Source organism: Hahella sp. CR1, assembly GCF_029813005.1.
In the GTDB taxonomy this organism is placed as follows: domain Bacteria; phylum Pseudomonadota; class Gammaproteobacteria; order Pseudomonadales; family Oleiphilaceae; genus Hahella.
Genome location: NZ_JAPELK010000005.1, coordinates 308,019 through 324,220, shown reverse-complemented (window position 1 = coordinate 324,220; position 16,202 = coordinate 308,019). Strand labels below are relative to the sequence as shown.

Genomic DNA, 16,202 nt, shown 5'->3' with positions numbered 1-16,202 from the left:
CGCAGAGGCAGGCCGGCGTTGAGTCGCCGGCTGTGCAAATACGTGAAAGGAAAGCGCGCTGTCAGAGAGGTTGGAAATTCGGGAACAGTTCACGGGTAATGCCAGGTCCGCCGCCTTTACCTACGTTGTAATAGAAGGTCCACAGCCCCCCTGTGCGGACGCCAAAGACGCTCGTGGGCGTCCCGTAACCTTCTCTCGCTTTGGCCCCGTAATCACTTGGTTTCAACATCTGCAGACCAGCGTGTGCAATCACATTGTTGGTGATCAATTGCTCGGTGACTTGCCCATAGAACTGATCCTGCGCCGCTTGCAGATCAAAGTTATATTCCTTGATATCTCCACTGTTGGGGAAGCTCACCAAGCCTTCGTTAGCTGGCTGGCAGTTCATATGGACGACAAAGGGAGATACCTGATTACCAGATACAACAAAGCAGCACCCGGTCAGATTGGCGGTGACGAAGAAGTTACACGCCCCCTGAAGCTGTCCGGCTACAGCCCGCCACCCGCGCCATGGCAACCAATAGCAGTTACCATTGTGAGCAGTGGCGACTGTGACCGTATTTCCGCCAGCCACATGTGCGCCTTCTTGCAGGTTGGCCCGCTCAAGCTGGTTCACCAGATAGCAGTTGCGTTGGATGTTGTTGCATTTGACGCTGTAGGTAGCGTGAGAAATATTTGAGGATTCCGCGCCGGTCACGGTAATTGACTTGTTCGCATTCTGTTTAAAAATATCCGCCAGGGCCATCTTGTCGTCTCCTTAAACTCGTTATTGCCGACAGTCACCGCAGCCTCGCCTTGGTTCTTACTCGTTTTGGGAAAAGGCGTCCCTTCGCGCGCGTGACCGGATACTGAAGCTAGCGTCAACCCGACTCAAACGCCCTTCATATTTTTTATAATGTTTTGTTATCAGGACTAATTTTATTCATCTATAGACCACTACGCGGAATAAGTCAGTGAGAGTCCGGCCGCTTTTTTAATCAAAAAAACAGCCATCCATTGATGTTTTTTCAAACATAACTACGAATACGCATGGCGATAAAAACGTGACGTACAATTCGTAAAAGAAAAACAATGTAAAATTTATTAAAAATAATACAGTATAACGAATTATATACCCGCCTCTTTTTCCTCATTGAAATGCAACTTTTAGTTACATAAATGTGCATTAAACTCACTGTTACAAAACATATTGACACATATATTTGATAGGAAACGAACAACATCTATTGACTTCGTAAATTACTTATATGTCAAAAGCCATTTGGCGCTTGATTTTTGATCTAAATCCTTCAATATGCACGCCATTTTTAGCACTAGGTAAACTTTAATGCAGTCGTTCAGAAAGATTTGTTTCTTACTTGTCACACTTACCGCATTCGGCGCCGGCCTGGCTCGCGCGGAAATATCGAGCATGGATCAGGCTCTGGACATCGCGGGTCAACAAAGAATGTTGAGTCAAAGAATCGTTAAAGCATATTTATTGATTGGTCAGGACATTCTTCCTGACAAATCATCGATTCAATTACATGACAGTGTGGCGCAATTTGAATCTCAACTGTCCGACTTGGAAGGTTATTTGAAAGCAGGCGAAATGGCGCGCGATTTGAAATCCGTCCGTAAAGAGTGGGCCGCTTTCCGTAAACTGGCCACCACCGCGCCCAATCAGGAAAACGCAGCGAAACTGATCCAGCAAAGTGAAGAACTGTTGAGCCTGACTCAAGGCGTCACCAGCAATCTGGAAAAACAAGTAGCCAGCACCAAAGGACGTCTGATTAATATCTCCAACGAACAAGGCATGCTGTCCCAGAAAATCGCCATGTACTACTCTGCCATGAGCTGGAACCTGGGCGTTTCCGACCTGGAAAACGATTTTAAAGCCGCGGTCAAAAAGTACGATGCAGGTTTGAGCGAGCTGCGTAAAGCGGACGCCAACAGCGAAGATATCAACAAGGCGCTGGATAAAGTTATTTCACAGTGGTCATTCTCCCACTCTGGTTTCGAAAAAATGGACGGTCATGATTTCGTCCCCTTCGTGATCGCGACGACCACTGAAAGCATGCTGAAAAGCATGCGCAAGATTTCCGACATGTACGCAGGTCTGAAAAGCTAATCCGCAAGGATTGAACTCTTAAACCGAGTTCCTGTTTTATTCGTCTTCTTCGTTTAGTGCGGCGCAAGCCGCACTCTTTTTTCCCGCTTACTCAGCCTCTTTTCCCTCTCGCATTCAGCAGGCGTCGCTCATCGCGTAAAAGTGCTCCGCTTCATCCAAATACGCAACTACTCCTCTCTTTCTTATTGTTTCTAAAAGCCTTTTCGCCATTCTCAAAAACCGCTCTTTGTCCATACCCACAAATTTCCGGTTCATTTGGCGCCTAACTTGCGCCAGATCAGCGATGCGTTAACTACCTACCCAGTTATCGCGCTGTAAGCATCTGATATTTATAGGCTTTAACTTAGACTGCACCAGATTGAATCACATGAGGTAAACGCATATGCGCCATATAAGGAACTTTAGTCTGCTTGTTCTCTCCCTGCTTGCACTCTCCTGGAGCCACATTGTTATCGCAGACATTACCGACCTGGACGAAGCCATCAACAAGGCTGGGCGCCAACGTATGTTGAGTCAGCGAATTGTGAAGTCATATTTGCTGATGGGTCAGGATATTCAACCAGATAAATCTTCAAGCCAGCTCACAGAGAGCGTCGCCTTATTCGAACAACAACTGGGAGAACTGGAAGCCTACTCCAAGTCGCCGCAAATCTCGGGGCAGCTCAAGTCCGTGCGTAAGGAGTGGACTGGGTTTCGTCAATTGGCGACGGCTAAGCCCGCGAAGGACAAGGCCATTGAGCTGATCAACGCTGGAGAGCGTGTTCTCGCGCTCAGCAATAAAATCGTACAGTCACTGGAGCAACAGTCGGGCAGTCCCAAGAACAAAATGATCAACCTCTCCGGCCGACAACGGATGCTGTCCCAGCGCATTGCGCTATATTATTCCGCGTTGAGCTGGAATCTGGAGCAGGCGGATCTACAAGACAGTTTCACCCAGGCCGTGCAGGAATATGATCAGGCGTTACATGAGCTGCGTCAGGCGAAAATCAACAATCAGGACATCAACGCCGCCTTGGACAAAGTGATTTCCCAGTGGAGCTTCTCTCGCTCAGGGTTTCAGTTGATGCAAGGTCAGAACTTTGTGCCTTTCATCATCGCCACCACGACGGAAGGAATGCTGAAGAATATGGAGAGAATTACGGGCCTTTACGAGAATCTGCAAAGCTAACTCCTTACTTCGTCCCTTCTCTCGGCGCAGCTCAATGCTGCGTCGTCTCACCCCGCCTCATTGTCTAACTCTGAAATAACCAGTTTCCGAAAGGGCCGCAAATCGACATACTTATCCCCGTCCCGCTATATGTGTTTCGGCGCCGATGTAGATATCTATCGCGATGATGAAGTCCTCCAACCCCATGAAAAAACTTAAAAAACGTATCGCTTTCGCCACGGGCGCACTGGTTTTAGGTCTCGCGGCGGTATGGACCGCCGGAGGCGCGCTATCCGCCTCCGTCAATCATCCCCTTCCCTCACCGCCCGCCTCCCTGAACGCGCAAGCAGTGCAGTTTGACGGCGTCAGCGGTTGGTATGCCCCCGCCATCGGCCAGCAATGCGTGTTGCTTCTACACGGCGTACGCTCCGATCGCACCAGTATGATCAGACGCGCCCTGTTCCTGCAGGAATCAGGATATTCCTCATTGCTGATAGACCTTCAAGCCCATGGCGAAACGCCTGGGGAGCACATCACGTTTGGCTACCGTGAGTCGGACAACGTCAGATCCGCTGTCGCCTATTTGCGCACGCAACGCCAGTGCGCCAAAGTGGCGATTATTGGCGTCTCTCTCGGCGGAGCCGCAAGCCTGCTGGGACAGTCGCCCGCGCCAGCGGACGCCTATGTTCTGGAAGCCGTTTACCCGAACATCGAACAAGCCGTCAGCAATCGTTTGTCTATGCGACTCGGCGCGCTGGGAGAATGGCTGACGCCATTGTTAACCGCACAAATCCCATTACGTTTAGGCGTCAGTCTGGATGAGTTGAAGCCGGAAGAAGCCATCAAACGTGTGCGGGCGCCCGTCCTGATCATTGCCGGTACGGAGGATGAACACACGACATTGCCAGAATCAAAACGCCTTTTCGCCAATGCCCCAGAGCCCAAATCTCTCTGGTTGGCGGTGGGCGCCCATCATCAGGATTTCTATGACTTCTCGGCACAAGAGTACGAGGAGCGGATAACCAGATTTCTTCGCACGTCCCTGGAGCATTAATCGCTCCATTCCTCAAGATAAAACCCCGCAATTGCCATGGCTAGACAGCTGAGCACTCAACCAGTCTATGCCGTTTAACCGGTTTTCACGCCGCAGGTAGATTAACTAACATTTGATGCGCTTAACGCCCATTAATTGATAAACGATCACAACAACCTCAATACATACAGGAGTCACGGATATGACCAGGTTCTCAGCAGGCATGTCGGCATGCGCGCTCGTCTGTGCTGCGGCAGCCACTTACCTGTGGGTTGAAAATAAAAATCTGGAATTAAAATTTGACCAGGAAAGAAAACGTTTTCAAGAACATACGCAGCAGCAAGACGCTCGCTACCTGGAGGCCGTAGCTGCGTTCAACGCCTACCTGGAACATCCCGTAGAACGGCGGAAACAGCAAGCATCTCCGGAGAATCCAGTGTCACGCATTACCTTTGGGCCAGCCATAACCACACACTCATCTCTAACGCTCAGCGCCGCACAACCACTACTGGAGGCGGAAGAATCAAGCTTGCGACAAGCGGTCAGCGAAAAATACCGCGTCTTGTTTTCCGAAATATCCCTCGACGCCACAACAGAGAAACAATTGCAAAGTCTGCTGCTGGAGCGAGAGCGCCTCGCCGCGCTGCCCACAGTGAACTATTTCTCCGCCCCGGAAAGTTTTGAAGAGCACGCCCAGCTGCGCACCCAGGCGCTGGACGAGGTGGACCAACGCATTGTCGATCTGCTGGATGCAAACAGCTCGCGCCTGTTTGAACTCACCCGCAATTCAGAGTTTGAACAACATCAACTGAAAGAAGTCACTGACAGTCTGAGCGCAGTCAATCCGCTTAGTCACGAGCAGGAGCGCACGCTGCTCCTCGCCAAACTCCGCCACAAAGAAGCATTCAATATCGCCATGCGCGACTACGCCGTCGCCCAGAGCAACAAACGCGCTATGGCGGATGAAGCAGTCAAAGCGCTAACCCGTTATCGGGATGACTATCTGCAGGAAGCTTCCGCCTATCTCGACGAAGAGCAAATGGCGGCGTTAACGGATTTTGAAGCGCTGAGCTTTGAAGAAATGGAAGACAGCCTGCTCGCCTCACTGCAAACGCAATGAGCGGGTCGGCTTCATAAAGGCAGTCTACACAGGAGGGAATCTACGCCAAACAAAGTTGAACTGGTTAAGGCCAGCACCGCACATAAAAACTAATAAGCCAATAACAACACAAGCGCATTCGTTTTCAGGGTCAACAAAAACCATAAATTCGGAGAACATGATGTTTCGTAAATTCGCTTTAGGCCTGACTCTGCTTGCCTCAGCAACAAGTCTTCAGGCCGCCGCCAATAGACCAGACGGCTTCGCCACGCTTTGTAAAAGCGGTCAAACCTGTATGGTCAGCAGTCAAACTCAGGTAGCTTTTGGAGCCGCCGGTAAATTCGTCTATAAATCGCTAAACGGCGCATTCTCCTGTGACGTCGCCACTTTCGGGGTCGATCCAAACCCGGCCAAGTCGGTGAAGGAATGCTCCATTCGTGAAAACGTCGCCAGCCCCGGTGACGGCGCGGGAGCCGCAATCACCGTCGCCTTGCAAGCCAACGCCGACGACGGCAGGGTGAAGTTGTCGTGGAGCGCCAGCGGCGCCCTGCGTAATGTGCAGGTGATGCGCGACACCGACGCCAACCCTATTGGCCGTCAGCGCATCGCCAGACTGGCCGGCTCCGACCGCACTTTCACCGACACCAAGGTCAACAATGGCGCCACCTACTGGTACTGGATCAAGTACACAGACACTAACGGCGCCGTCGCCAGCACCGCCGCACAGTCCGCCACGCCATCCGGCGGTTCCGGCAATGCTGATGAATGTTTCGCCGGCGCCACGATTAAAAACAAAAGCGTGGATTGCGGCGGCAAGACTATCGGACTGTCCTGCAACAGCGATGATGAACACCAGCCGCCGGTGCTTACGCTGATCAACGCCAGCGTGAAGAACCTGCGCATCGCCGCTGATGGCGGTTCCGACGGTATTCACTGCGACAGCGGCAATTGCACGCTGGAAAATGTGGTCTGGGAAGACATCTGTGAAGACGCAGCCACTCACTCGGCGGAAGGCGGGACCATGACCATCATTGGCGGCTGGGCTTACAACAGGAATGGCGGTCCTGGCGGCAAGCCGGACAAGATCTTCCAGCATAACTCCAAGAACAGCACAACCATTATCACTGGCGGCTTCACCATCAAAGGCGATAACGGCAAGTTATGGCGCTCCTGCGGCGACTGCAAAAACAATGGCGGCCCCCGGCATTTGATCGTCGATAACGTCATCGTCGAAGGCTCGCTGTCCAGTGGACTCGCCGGCGTCAACAGCAATTACAAGGACACCGCCACCATTCGCAACCTGAAAGTCAAAAACTACAAATCCGGCAAGCCCAAAATCTGCGTGGAATATAAAGGCGTGAACAAAGGCGACGGCAAGTCCGAGAAAAAAGGCGAAGCCTGGAACACCGCCAGCTGTAAGGTGGACCACTCGGACGTTTCCAGTTACTGATTTCTACATCTCTTGATCAAAAGGTTTCTCCGCGCTGGAGAAACCTTTTCTTGGGCGCGCCTATACGCACGTATAAATGCCGTTAGGGCCATCCGCCCGGTATACTGTCCGAACACCCTACCTCTCACTCACCCTGGATCAATGCATGCAGAAGTATATGTACGACGCTGTTATTTTTGACTGCGATGGCGTGCTGGTGGATACCGAGCGCCTCACCAACGAAGTATTCATGAGCCTGCTGGCGGAACAGGGACTGCATTTGTCCCATATGGAAATGCATACCCACTTCACTGGACAAACCACGGAAGCCAACCTGATCACCGCCGCCGGCCTGCTGGGGCGGGCGTTACCGGAGGACACCCACCATCGCCTGCGCACCGGCTTCTGGGAAGCCATGCACACTGGTCTGAAAACGGTCCCTTACGTAGAAGAGACACTACGGGCGATCCATCTACCCAAGGCCATGGCGACCAACGCCCTGCGTGAAGACATGGACTTCAAACTCAATCGGACCGGCCTGCATACGTATTTCGATCACTGTTTCTGCGTCGAAGATGTTGAGAACCCCAAGCCGGCGCCGGATATCTATCTGCACGCCGCCTCCGCACTGGAAGTAGCGCCTGAACGCTGTGTGGTGGTGGAAGACTCCACAGCGGGCATCACCGCCGCTGTGGCCGCAGGTATGACGGTGTACGCCTATAGTGCGGACATGGATGCGGAAAAACAAAAGGCCGCGGGTGCGGCCTTATGCTTTCATGACATGAGAGAACTGGTCCATTTATTGAGCCGGCGACCATAACGCAATCCGGGCGGCCACTGACTCACTACGCGCCTGCCTCAGGCGCTCTCCAACGCTAATAGATTCAGAGGCATGCCCACCTCTGCTTCTATTTTTTTGTACTCCTCCTCCAGATAATGAAGAAGGTGATTCAAACTCACCAAATACTCGAAGTGACTTTCCGAATCGTTTAAGAAGCCGCCGTCCATAATCGCGCGATTGAATTGAATCGCATCCGATACGGCTTGCAGAAGAATGGGAGCAAGTTCATTTCTGATATTCATTTTGATTTTGTCTCTATACTGCCGCGTTGTTATTTTTGAGGGAGGCAGTCTCCTCCGGGCTGAAGGCCCGACGCCGCATCAACGTCCCAACGGCGCCGGAAACAAAAGGGGCGACAAGCGCCCCTCAACGCAGATTATCTCAGCGTGATTTCGTCAATAGCGTACCAACGGCCGTAGTTGCCGTAGCGCATGGTAACCAGTACGTACTGAGAGTTGGCTTGCAGCGGGATATCCGCCGCGCCGGAGCGGTACTGTCTGATGCGTTGCGCACGCACCCACTGGCCGTTCTGCCAGACATAGATGTCATAAGAACCAGCGAAGTTGCCGCCATCCCAGTTGATGGTCATACCGGACATGCTTCTGGCGCTGCCCAGATCCAACATCACCCACTGTTGCTGATAGCTGTTGTAGATAGTGGAAGACACCCAAGGCGTAGACAGAGAACCGTCATGCAGATTCGAAGCCTGGTATCTGCTGCTGTAGGTGCTGGAGGCTTTCGCGCTGGAAACTGAAACGGAGCCAGTATCGCCGCCGTTATCTCCACCGTCGTCCCCTCCGTTATCACCGCCGTCATCTCCGCCATTGTCGCCGCCGTCGTCTCCACCGTCATCGCCGCCATCGTCACAAGGCGTCCAGCTGCCCTGCACTTTTACAGCGTCGAAAGACTCATGAATGGAGTGCCATTCCTGGGAGCATTCGCCGTACAGCGTTTCCGCTGATTGCGCCAGACGCGTCCGCGCGGAAGCGAAGTTGGTGGAAGCGGTGAACAAATTGGTGTTGGCGTGATAGTAGATCGCCAGCGCTTTTTCCATTCCTATGCCGGTCACCCGGTTGGTGGTTTTACCGCGAGGGTGAACGCCGCCTTCAGACAGCAGATAGAACGCCAGGTTCATGATGCCGCTGTTAAGGTGAACGCCGCCGTTGTCTTCCGAGCCCGTGTAACGAGAGTCGTAGCTGTCACGGCTCTGCCCGTCGGCCACAGGGTCGGTCATATCGCGCATCATGCTGCCGTTCGGAGAAGCCTTCTCACCCAGCGTCCAGTTGCTGCGCTGAGGCTTCAGACCGCCGGAAGGCTTACCGCTGGAGCTGCCGCCAGACATCATGTAAGTTTCAGCGCCAGCGCCGAAGATATCAGACAACGCTTCGTTGATCGCACCGGACTCATTGCGATAGGTCAGGTTACTTTCGGAGAACGTCACGCCGTGAGTCAGCTCGTGCGCGACGATATCCAGCGCGCCAGCGGGGTTCTGCAGCATGCTGCCGCCTTCGCCATAGATCATCTGCTCGCCGTTGAAGTAAGCGTTATCGCCGGAACAGCCGCCATTCGGAGAAGAGAACATCGCGTGTACGGTGCTGACCATCTTCTTACCGCGGCCGTCAAAAGAGTCGCGGTTGAACATGTTGTCGTAGAACCAGTAGGTGTAACCGGAGTTGTCGTAAGCGGATTTGGCGTGCTCATCTGCATTAGGCGACACTTCACGGCCCGGCAGGATGTTGCTGCCCCAGTTAGGGTCGAAACACTGACGGTCGATGGAGTGTACGCTACGCGACAACGCCGAGTAGAAGCGCGGCAGTTTATCCACGATCTTGCCGCTGTTGGCGTCAACGAAGATTTCATCTACGCGATAGCCTTCGTCGGTGGTGGTGTATTCCACCACGGAGCGCCAGGTCAGGACCGGACCATCCGCTTCGGACACATAAATCTGCAGGCTGGGATCTTCGCGGAATCTTGGCTCGCCCTTTAGGGTGTCGCGCATACTGTCGACCGCCTTGTTGAACGCCACCTGACCGTTCAAACCAGGATTAACGTCCAATTGGATGCCCGGCTCGAATTCGCCGGTCACCAGACTGATTTCGTCCTGGCCGGACGCCTGCACCACTGTTTCACGGCCGTGCACAGGCACGCCGTTATATTCCTGGGCGAATTTGTAATAGACGTTGCCTTCGTCATCACGCTTGGAGGTTTTCAACTCCAGGTCGTCGTTTTCGCTGATATTCAGCAATTGCTTGCCGCCCATCATAATCGCCTGCTTGGCCATATTGGCGTCGCTGGCCACCAACGGCTGATCGCCGTTCGGTTTCAGATGGAAAGGCGCGCCAACCCCAGCGGTGCGCTCGCCCTGAAATAGGTCAGCGCCAGCCGCGGGGGGCGAAAACTGTGCATTGGGGGACTGATAACCCGTATCCGCCTGATCATCTAGATTGGCTACAAAGTCCTCAACATCCGCCATGCTGGGCGCGTCGCCTGCCGATTTCGCAGAGGCGGGCGCACCCGCTGGCGCGGCGCCAGGCGTCATCGCCGTCGCGGCTGCGACAGTCTGAGCGGATGATTGAGCGTTTTCCACCGACGCCGAAGTGGCGTCCGACGATCCATCGCCTAACTGGTGGTATAAGGCGTAGCTGCCTGTCATGGCGGCCATGACAGCTACTAAAAGCTTTAATTTCACGAGTAGTTCCCCTCTCTTGTTTCTATCATTTTGGTTTTATCGGAGCGGAACATCCTAGCTATTGAGAATCCATTCGACATGTCATTGCGCGCTATTCACCTGTCACTTGCTGCCATTTTTTTAACAGTGTGAAGTACGCCTATTTCGTTAGGTTATTTGGCCGAGTTTTCCCTGGCCCTTGATTTGCTATATTCGAATACGCATGGGCGGCGACCCTGCGGCAGGCTAGTTATTTCGCCAAGTCTATGGAAGAGAAACTACTCTTATGACGCCACAACTGGACGAACCCTTCATCATCGCCAACTGGGTGAAAATGTGTCTGGACGCCTTTGAGAAACAAGGGCTGGACGCCTATGATTTAATGCAGTCTGCGCAGCTGTGCGCCTCCGAATTGCAGTCTCCCCTCGCCCCCGTGCACACCGATAAAATCAACGCCTTGTTCGACGCCGTCATTGCAACGACCCAATGCGAAAGCATCGGCATCGACGCTGGCAAAAATATCAGTCTGACCACCTTCCACGCCCTGGGCTACGCGGTTATCGCCAGTCAGTCTTTGTGGGAGGGATTTTCTCGCGTGATTCGTTATAACTACGGCATTTCCAACGTCACCCGACTGTATCTGCAAACCAACGGCGATGAAGTGGAGTTGGGCGTGGTGCGCGAAGGCGAGGCGCCGCTGCACGACGCCATTCTGGACGCCGCAGCCTGCATGATGGTGCGCATCTGCCGCTTTCTGACGCCGCAGGGAACGGACTTGTTGCGTGTTTCCATGGGGCGCGATAGACCCGCGGATTATGAAAACTACGAGCGCTATTTCCGCAGTCCGGTCAGTTGGGGCGACAGTCGCTACCGTCTGGTTTTCAGCCGTAACTATTTTCACTGCCGCCTGCCTAACGCCGATGTGTTGTTGGCGAATGAAAACGAGCGACTTTGCGAAATCTACTTCGGACGCCTGTTCAACAGAAAACTGACTCAGCGAGTGCGCTCGCTGTTGCGCCAGACCATGGCGACTGAGGAAACGTCTTTACAGAAAGTGGCGCATACGCTGCACTTAAGTGAACGTTCGCTACAACGTCATCTCAGTCAGGAGGGAACCAACTTCCGTGAGCTGGTTGATGAGGTGCGGCAGGAAATAGCGGAGCGTTATCTGAAGTCCTCTTCCATGAGCATCTCCCAGATCGCATATAGTCTGGGATTCAACGACGCCGGCAATTTCAGCCGCGCCTTTAAACGCTGGTTTTCCTGCTCGCCGGAGACTTACCGGCAAAGCCTGCAGGAGTCCCCGTTACTGTAAACGACCCCGCCTCAGGCGGTATCCGCATGAGCGGTCGTTTCCTGTTTCGCCCATTTACTGGCGGCGCGCCAGTTCATTGAGAGAAAAACTGCATTCGCCAGAAAAATGGCGGTGCTCTGGCCCATGATTCCTACCATCATCCATCCCACATTGGCCAGCATCATCAGCCAAAACCCAGCTTTGTTCTTATTGCCGATCTGCCACACTGCGACAAACGTCAACAACATGGCGATCCAGTCCACACCATAAAATCGCATATCCATCTCAGCCCCCTGCTTAAAGCCCCTTGCATACGAGATAGTTCATTCATACATTCGCTTTATTTGTTTAATTATTAAGCGAAAATTCCTTGTGGATAGCATCCAACGCGTTAGCTAACCTTAGCCATTGGTCTAGTATAGATGATTGCCCGCACCGAGTGTGTTTTCAATTGTTTTAGCTTGTCCTTTATCAATTAACGCCTAACGCCAGCGCCTTGTTTGGTATTGAAAAACGCAACTTAAAGGTTTATCAGGCGCAACCCTATCCTCTGAGGCGCCCCTACATACATCCACGCATCTAGACTCTACAGACCTGTCTCTTAGTGGAGCCCGATCATGATTCATCACCCCCTTTCCCTGGCGCGGCAGCCGGTTGTGCTATTGCACGGATTGGCGCGCACGTCCCGCAGTCTGAACCGTATGCAACGCTATCTCGACGCACAGGGTTTCGATACGGTCAACCTGAACTATCCTTCCACGCGACTCTCCCTGGAAGCACTGGCGACGCAGCATCTCTATCCCGCCTTACTCGCTCGCTTCGGCGCCGACAGCTTGCCACTGCATTTCGTCACACACTCCATGGGCGGTATCCTGGTCAGGGTTTTGCGGGCATCGAAGCCTGACATTTCCATAGGTCGGGTCGTTATGCTCAGCCCGCCCAGTCAGGGTAGCGAAGTGGTCGACAAATTAGGCAAGCTGAGGTTATTCAAGTTGATTAACGGTCCGGCTGGCGGGCAACTGGGCGCCGTCGACAACCAGTTACTGCAAAATCTGGGCTCACCCGACTTTGAATGCGGCGTCATCACCGGCGACCGCTCCGTAAATCCTCTGCTCTCCCTCATGATCAAAGGTCCCAATGACGGTAAAGTGTCGGTTGAGCGGGCAAAGCTGACGGGCATGAGAGACTTTCTGGTGCTCCCTGCAACGCATCCGTTTATCATGCGCAACCAGACTGCGCTGGAACAAACCCTGCATTTCCTGCGGGAGGGACGCTTTCAACACAAGCGCTGAATCATCAGGAACATAAGGACAGGCAATACAGGTCATGGCGAGACAGATAGGACAACACTACATCAGCGGAAATTTAAACGAGTTTATTGACGGCGTCAGACAGGGCGTGCGGCGCGAGTATCCGAATATCCTGCTGGAAGGCGATTCCTGGTTTGATTACCCCGGCCGCGGCTGGGGCGCCTTAAACGCTCCCAATAATATCTTTGAAGCGATCGCCATGTTGGAGCCGCAGGGCGCCAACTGGCTGGACCTCGCCATTTCCGGCGCCACAACCTTACAGATGCAACCGCATTTACAGCACTACCGCAGGCTGAAACACGCCCACGTCCGACTTGACTATATCTTCATCAGCGCAGGCGGCAACGACATATTCGCCAATCTGGCGCCGATCCTTGCGCCCTACAAACCGGACCTAACGGCGCAGCAATGCCTGCGGCAGGATATTCTTGATACTGTGTTGAGCAATATCACGGATTTCTACAAAAGCAGCCTGGAAATGCGCGACCGTTATCACCCCAACGCCATCGTCGTGAGCCATGGCTACAGTGCGCCGCTGAGCCGTGAACGGGGATGGAAACTGTTTCTGCTTCTACGCTCGGGTCCCTGGATCTCATCGGTATTCGAACTGCATGGATACCCGCCCGCAGAAGCATCGCCCTTGCGTCATGACATCATCCGCATCATACATGGACGTCTGTCCGACGCCCTCGCTGAAACGCTCTCCCAATACGACAATACGCTGTTCTACGACGCGCAGACACGTCGTCTGAATCTGACCGGCAAAGAATTCTGGGCGGATGAAATTCACCTCTCCGCAAAGGGGTATAAAAACTTCGGCGCGGACTTCATCCAGTTTCTGGAGGAAAATCAGGGCTACGCCTGGAGGCGGAAACAGGCTATAAAAGCGTAATGTCAACAAACCTTTATGTCTCATAGGCTGCGTAATGACGCCTCTGCTTTAATGAGACATTCCGCCCAACAAGGTGAAAGGCGCATTGCATGGACAAAGCACAGCTGATAGAAACGATTACCGCTTATTTTAACGAGCATATCCCCTTTAACCGGCTGGTCGGCATCAAAGTCCGCGAGGTCAGCAAGGAGAAAGTCGTGCTGGGACTGGAAATGAAGCCGGAGCTGGTCGGCAATACGTTTCAGAACATCCTGCACGGCGGCGTCACCGCAACGCTGCTTGATGTGGCTGGCGGTCTGGTGGCGACGATCAGCATCATTGAGCGGCTTACGGAAATTGATCCAAAAGAAGTGCAGCGTAAACTGCGCAGGCTCGGCACGATAGATATGCGGGTGGATTATCTGCGCCCCGGGCGCGGCGCGTTTTTCGTCGCCTCCGCCAGCGTCATTCGTCACGGCCAGTCGATAGCGGTAACGCGCATGGAGCTGGTCAATGACAGAGAACAGACGATCGCGCTGGGCACGGCGACTTACACAGTATCCTAAGGAGATTTTCAGGATGAACCTCAAACCTGCAGCGCTGTTGTGCTGTCTGTTATCCCCCTCCGCTTTCGGCGGCGAGACCGCCAAAGATTTCCTCGGAGATTTCATCATCGGCGCGTACCAACTCATCGGCAAAGCGCCCGACTCCACCAGTACCTATCAAGGCGCGTTGCAAATCTATTCCGAGAATCACCAACTCAAGATCAAGCGGGAAATCGGCGGCGCCGTGATATTCGGCGAGGCGGCGATTGAAGACGCCGCGCATGGCGAAGCCACGGTCTTGCGCATGCGTTTTCTAGAAAACAGCATCGCCTATGAGAGCACGTGTCTGGTGCAGAGCGATCTCGATAACTACGCCCGCATCAGCTGTCATCTGTATCAGGCGAATAAAGGCAGTAAAACACCCGGCCTGGAAGCCCTGTTCATCGACCACAGCAAAATCTGACGTCAGATAGCCATGTTGAAAAACGAAGGCGCTCCGCGCGGATTATTGAATGGTCTCAACCATATCACCATTGCGGTCAGCGACCTGGACGTCGCGTTCGAGTTCTACGTTTCTCTGTTGGGAATGACGCCTCACGCCAAGTGGAAACAAGGCGCTTATCTGTCGGCGGGCGAACTCTGGTTATGTCTTTCTCTGGACGCCAGCCAACCCAGCGGCGATTACTCACACATCGCCTTCGATATCGCCGAGAAAGACTTCCCTCTAATGAGAGAAACGCTCAACCAGGCAGGTGTGAAGCAATGGAAGCAAAACCGCAGCGAAGGCGATTCGCTGTATATTCTCGATCCCGACGGCCATAAGCTCGAAATCCATGTCGGCTCTCTGCAATCCAGGCTGCGGTCGCTGCATGAGAAACCTTACGAAAGACTGCAACTATTCGACTGACGGCGCGCTTTCATTCAGGGGCGACTCCGGCAGCCACCAGTGCGTATCCGGCGCCTCCGTCCCAGCAGGAAGAGTGGGATTCTGCAATAGGAATACACGTCGACGCGGTAACTGCGCGCGATCTAAAAACGGTTGGTGATGCGCAAGGAACAGCTGCTTGAAGGAACCGTCCTGAAGCGCCGCGTTTAGCCCTTTTTCAATCAATCGCGCCAGGGTTTCATCCCCCTTGCCCACAAAGAAGTACACCGGATAGGGGTAATACAACGCCAGCGTGGGCTCCACCGCCAGATCGGGGTATTGCGCCTGACGCTCCTCCAGCTCTTTCCAGGCTTCGTTCAGCCCCCTGGGAAAGTAATCGAAGCGCATCTCCATCAGCATATCGAATAAAAGCCCGTATTGCGGGGAGTCCTCCACCTTGAGATGGTTGCCGCGCAAGATGTCAATGTCGCTCCATTGCGCGCCAAAGCCAGCGACAAAATGCTCGCGCAGATCATCCAGGTTCTTCACCAGGCTCAATGCGGGAAGACTGTGTTTATGCGTCAAAAATACGCGATAGCCCAGTATTCCCCGTAGAATGGGAATTTTCACCGCCCGAAAGCGCCGCTCCAGATCAACGGTGGTGGGCAGGAACGCAACATCCAGCTGGCCACGCTCCAGTAAAGCCAAGCCTCTTGCCGCAGTGACATTGTCCTGCAGGGGACGCAGCATGAATTCATTACCAACCCCCGCCTTTAACAACGCCAGTTGCAGCAACTGAATGCGATATTCGTAACGACTGTCTTTTTGATAATAACGGAGAGGACGCTGATCCGCGCAGGCGGAAACCGCCATCAACGTCAGCCACAGGCCACACAACAGCTTCATACCCTGATCCCGTATTCAATGAGGCGGTACGCTTCGCGACGACAAACCTCTGAAGACAGGGGCTGACATAAGTAGCAGCTCCTG

General features: G+C 53.5%; 17 protein-coding genes. 12 read left to right on the top strand and 5 right to left on the bottom strand.

Annotated elements, in window-relative coordinates; genetic code table 11:
- Positions 1 to 61: 61 nt before the first annotated feature.
- Positions 62 to 745, bottom strand: coding sequence for a hypothetical protein (locus ONV78_RS14665; RefSeq protein ID WP_216736382.1), 684 nt, complete (start codon positions 743 to 745; stop codon positions 62 to 64).
- A 666-nt stretch (positions 746 to 1,411) separates the two neighbouring features.
- Here ONV78_RS14665 and ONV78_RS14660 point away from each other — a divergent pair.
- From ONV78_RS14660 to ONV78_RS14635, 6 genes are all read left to right on the top strand, one after another.
- Positions 1,412 to 2,110 (top strand): type IV pili methyl-accepting chemotaxis transducer N-terminal domain-containing protein, encoded by a 699-nt coding sequence (locus ONV78_RS14660; RefSeq protein ID WP_279504118.1) that lies wholly within the window; start codon positions 1,412 to 1,414, stop codon positions 2,108 to 2,110.
- 382 nt (positions 2,111 to 2,492) lie between these two features.
- Entirely contained in the window at positions 2,493 to 3,278 is a 786-nt protein-coding gene (locus ONV78_RS14655; RefSeq protein ID WP_279504116.1) for a type IV pili methyl-accepting chemotaxis transducer N-terminal domain-containing protein, read from the top strand.
- A gap of 184 nt (positions 3,279 to 3,462) precedes the next feature.
- Entirely contained in the window at positions 3,463 to 4,311 is an 849-nt protein-coding gene (locus tag ONV78_RS14650; protein WP_279504114.1) for an alpha/beta hydrolase, read from the top strand.
- 181 nt (positions 4,312 to 4,492) lie between these two features.
- Positions 4,493 to 5,410 carry a hypothetical protein gene (locus ONV78_RS14645; protein ID WP_279504112.1) on the top strand — a complete coding sequence of 306 codons (918 nt, stop codon included), beginning with the start codon at positions 4,493 to 4,495 and terminating at the stop codon, positions 5,408 to 5,410.
- Positions 5,411 to 5,567: 157 nt separating this feature from the next.
- Positions 5,568 to 6,839: a pectate lyase gene (locus tag ONV78_RS14640; protein ID WP_279504110.1), complete on the top strand. Its 1,272-nt coding sequence runs from the start codon at positions 5,568 to 5,570 to the stop codon at positions 6,837 to 6,839.
- Between the two features lie 145 nt (positions 6,840 to 6,984).
- Positions 6,985 to 7,638 (top strand): HAD family phosphatase, encoded by a 654-nt coding sequence (locus ONV78_RS14635; protein ID WP_279504108.1) that lies wholly within the window; start codon positions 6,985 to 6,987, stop codon positions 7,636 to 7,638.
- Between the two features lie 38 nt (positions 7,639 to 7,676).
- Here the strand turns inward: ONV78_RS14635 and ONV78_RS14630 are convergent, their stop codons facing one another.
- Together ONV78_RS14630 and ONV78_RS14625 are read right to left on the bottom strand one after the other, a co-directional pair.
- Positions 7,677 to 7,901, bottom strand: a complete 225-nt coding sequence (locus tag ONV78_RS14630) for a hypothetical protein (RefSeq protein WP_127968414.1) — start codon at positions 7,899 to 7,901, stop codon at positions 7,677 to 7,679.
- 134 nt (positions 7,902 to 8,035) lie between these two features.
- Positions 8,036 to 10,348 carry a M4 family metallopeptidase gene (locus ONV78_RS14625; protein WP_279504105.1) on the bottom strand — a complete coding sequence of 771 codons (2,313 nt, stop codon included), beginning with the start codon at positions 10,346 to 10,348 and terminating at the stop codon, positions 8,036 to 8,038.
- 265 nt (positions 10,349 to 10,613) lie between these two features.
- Between ONV78_RS14625 and ONV78_RS14620 the strand changes: the two genes are divergently transcribed.
- Positions 10,614 to 11,642, top strand: a complete 1,029-nt coding sequence (locus ONV78_RS14620) for an AraC family transcriptional regulator (RefSeq protein WP_216739983.1) — start codon at positions 10,614 to 10,616, stop codon at positions 11,640 to 11,642.
- Positions 11,643 to 11,653: 11 nt separating this feature from the next.
- Here the strand turns inward: ONV78_RS14620 and ONV78_RS14615 are convergent, their stop codons facing one another.
- Positions 11,654 to 11,905 carry a hypothetical protein gene (locus ONV78_RS14615; RefSeq protein WP_011394796.1) on the bottom strand — a complete coding sequence of 84 codons (252 nt, stop codon included), beginning with the start codon at positions 11,903 to 11,905 and terminating at the stop codon, positions 11,654 to 11,656.
- A 333-nt stretch (positions 11,906 to 12,238) separates the two neighbouring features.
- On the opposite strand from ONV78_RS14615, the gene ONV78_RS14610 reads away from it, so the two are divergent.
- From ONV78_RS14610 to fos, 5 genes are all read left to right on the top strand, one after another.
- Positions 12,239 to 12,913 (top strand): alpha/beta fold hydrolase, encoded by a 675-nt coding sequence (locus tag ONV78_RS14610; protein ID WP_279504102.1) that lies wholly within the window; start codon positions 12,239 to 12,241, stop codon positions 12,911 to 12,913.
- 34 nt (positions 12,914 to 12,947) lie between these two features.
- Positions 12,948 to 13,823: an SGNH/GDSL hydrolase family protein gene (locus ONV78_RS14605; protein ID WP_279504097.1), complete on the top strand. Its 876-nt coding sequence runs from the start codon at positions 12,948 to 12,950 to the stop codon at positions 13,821 to 13,823.
- 89 nt (positions 13,824 to 13,912) lie between these two features.
- Positions 13,913 to 14,368 (top strand): thioesterase family protein, encoded by a 456-nt coding sequence (locus ONV78_RS14600; RefSeq protein WP_127968402.1) that lies wholly within the window; start codon positions 13,913 to 13,915, stop codon positions 14,366 to 14,368.
- Positions 14,369 to 14,381: 13 nt separating this feature from the next.
- Positions 14,382 to 14,810, top strand: coding sequence for a hypothetical protein (locus tag ONV78_RS14595; protein WP_279504095.1), 429 nt, complete (start codon positions 14,382 to 14,384; stop codon positions 14,808 to 14,810).
- 12 nt (positions 14,811 to 14,822) lie between these two features.
- Entirely contained in the window at positions 14,823 to 15,254 is a 432-nt protein-coding gene (gene fos / locus ONV78_RS14590) for a fosfomycin resistance glutathione transferase (protein WP_279504093.1), read from the top strand.
- Here fos and ONV78_RS14585 read toward each other — a convergent pair.
- Positions 15,243 to 16,118 (bottom strand): hypothetical protein, encoded by an 876-nt coding sequence (locus ONV78_RS14585; protein ID WP_279504091.1) that lies wholly within the window; start codon positions 16,116 to 16,118, stop codon positions 15,243 to 15,245. The genes fos and ONV78_RS14585 overlap by 12 nt on opposite strands.
- Positions 16,119 to 16,202: the final 84 nt, after the last annotated feature.

What these genes read in the sequence shown, in the direction of transcription:
- ONV78_RS14665 (WP_216736382.1), bottom strand. Translation starts at nt 745, where the DNA reads ATGGCCCTGGCGGATATTTTTAAACAGAATGCGAACAAGTCAATTACC.
- ONV78_RS14660 (WP_279504118.1), top strand. Translation starts at nt 1,412, where the DNA reads ATGGATCAGGCTCTGGACATCGCGGGTCAACAAAGAATGTTGAGTCAA.
- ONV78_RS14655 (WP_279504116.1), top strand. Translation starts at nt 2,493, where the DNA reads ATGCGCCATATAAGGAACTTTAGTCTGCTTGTTCTCTCCCTGCTTGCA.
- ONV78_RS14650 (WP_279504114.1), top strand. Translation starts at nt 3,463, where the DNA reads ATGAAAAAACTTAAAAAACGTATCGCTTTCGCCACGGGCGCACTGGTT.
- ONV78_RS14645 (WP_279504112.1), top strand. Translation starts at nt 4,493, where the DNA reads ATGACCAGGTTCTCAGCAGGCATGTCGGCATGCGCGCTCGTCTGTGCT.
- ONV78_RS14640 (WP_279504110.1), top strand. Translation starts at nt 5,568, where the DNA reads ATGATGTTTCGTAAATTCGCTTTAGGCCTGACTCTGCTTGCCTCAGCA.
- ONV78_RS14635 (WP_279504108.1), top strand. Translation starts at nt 6,985, where the DNA reads ATGCAGAAGTATATGTACGACGCTGTTATTTTTGACTGCGATGGCGTG.
- ONV78_RS14630 (WP_127968414.1), bottom strand. Translation starts at nt 7,901, where the DNA reads ATGAATATCAGAAATGAACTTGCTCCCATTCTTCTGCAAGCCGTATCG.
- ONV78_RS14620 (WP_216739983.1), top strand. Translation starts at nt 10,614, where the DNA reads ATGACGCCACAACTGGACGAACCCTTCATCATCGCCAACTGGGTGAAA.
- ONV78_RS14615 (WP_011394796.1), bottom strand. Translation starts at nt 11,905, where the DNA reads ATGGATATGCGATTTTATGGTGTGGACTGGATCGCCATGTTGTTGACG.
- ONV78_RS14610 (WP_279504102.1), top strand. Translation starts at nt 12,239, where the DNA reads ATGATTCATCACCCCCTTTCCCTGGCGCGGCAGCCGGTTGTGCTATTG.
- ONV78_RS14605 (WP_279504097.1), top strand. Translation starts at nt 12,948, where the DNA reads ATGGCGAGACAGATAGGACAACACTACATCAGCGGAAATTTAAACGAG.
- ONV78_RS14600 (WP_127968402.1), top strand. Translation starts at nt 13,913, where the DNA reads ATGGACAAAGCACAGCTGATAGAAACGATTACCGCTTATTTTAACGAG.
- ONV78_RS14595 (WP_279504095.1), top strand. Translation starts at nt 14,382, where the DNA reads ATGAACCTCAAACCTGCAGCGCTGTTGTGCTGTCTGTTATCCCCCTCC.
- fos (WP_279504093.1), top strand. Translation starts at nt 14,823, where the DNA reads ATGTTGAAAAACGAAGGCGCTCCGCGCGGATTATTGAATGGTCTCAAC.
- ONV78_RS14585 (WP_279504091.1), bottom strand. Translation starts at nt 16,118, where the DNA reads ATGAAGCTGTTGTGTGGCCTGTGGCTGACGTTGATGGCGGTTTCCGCC.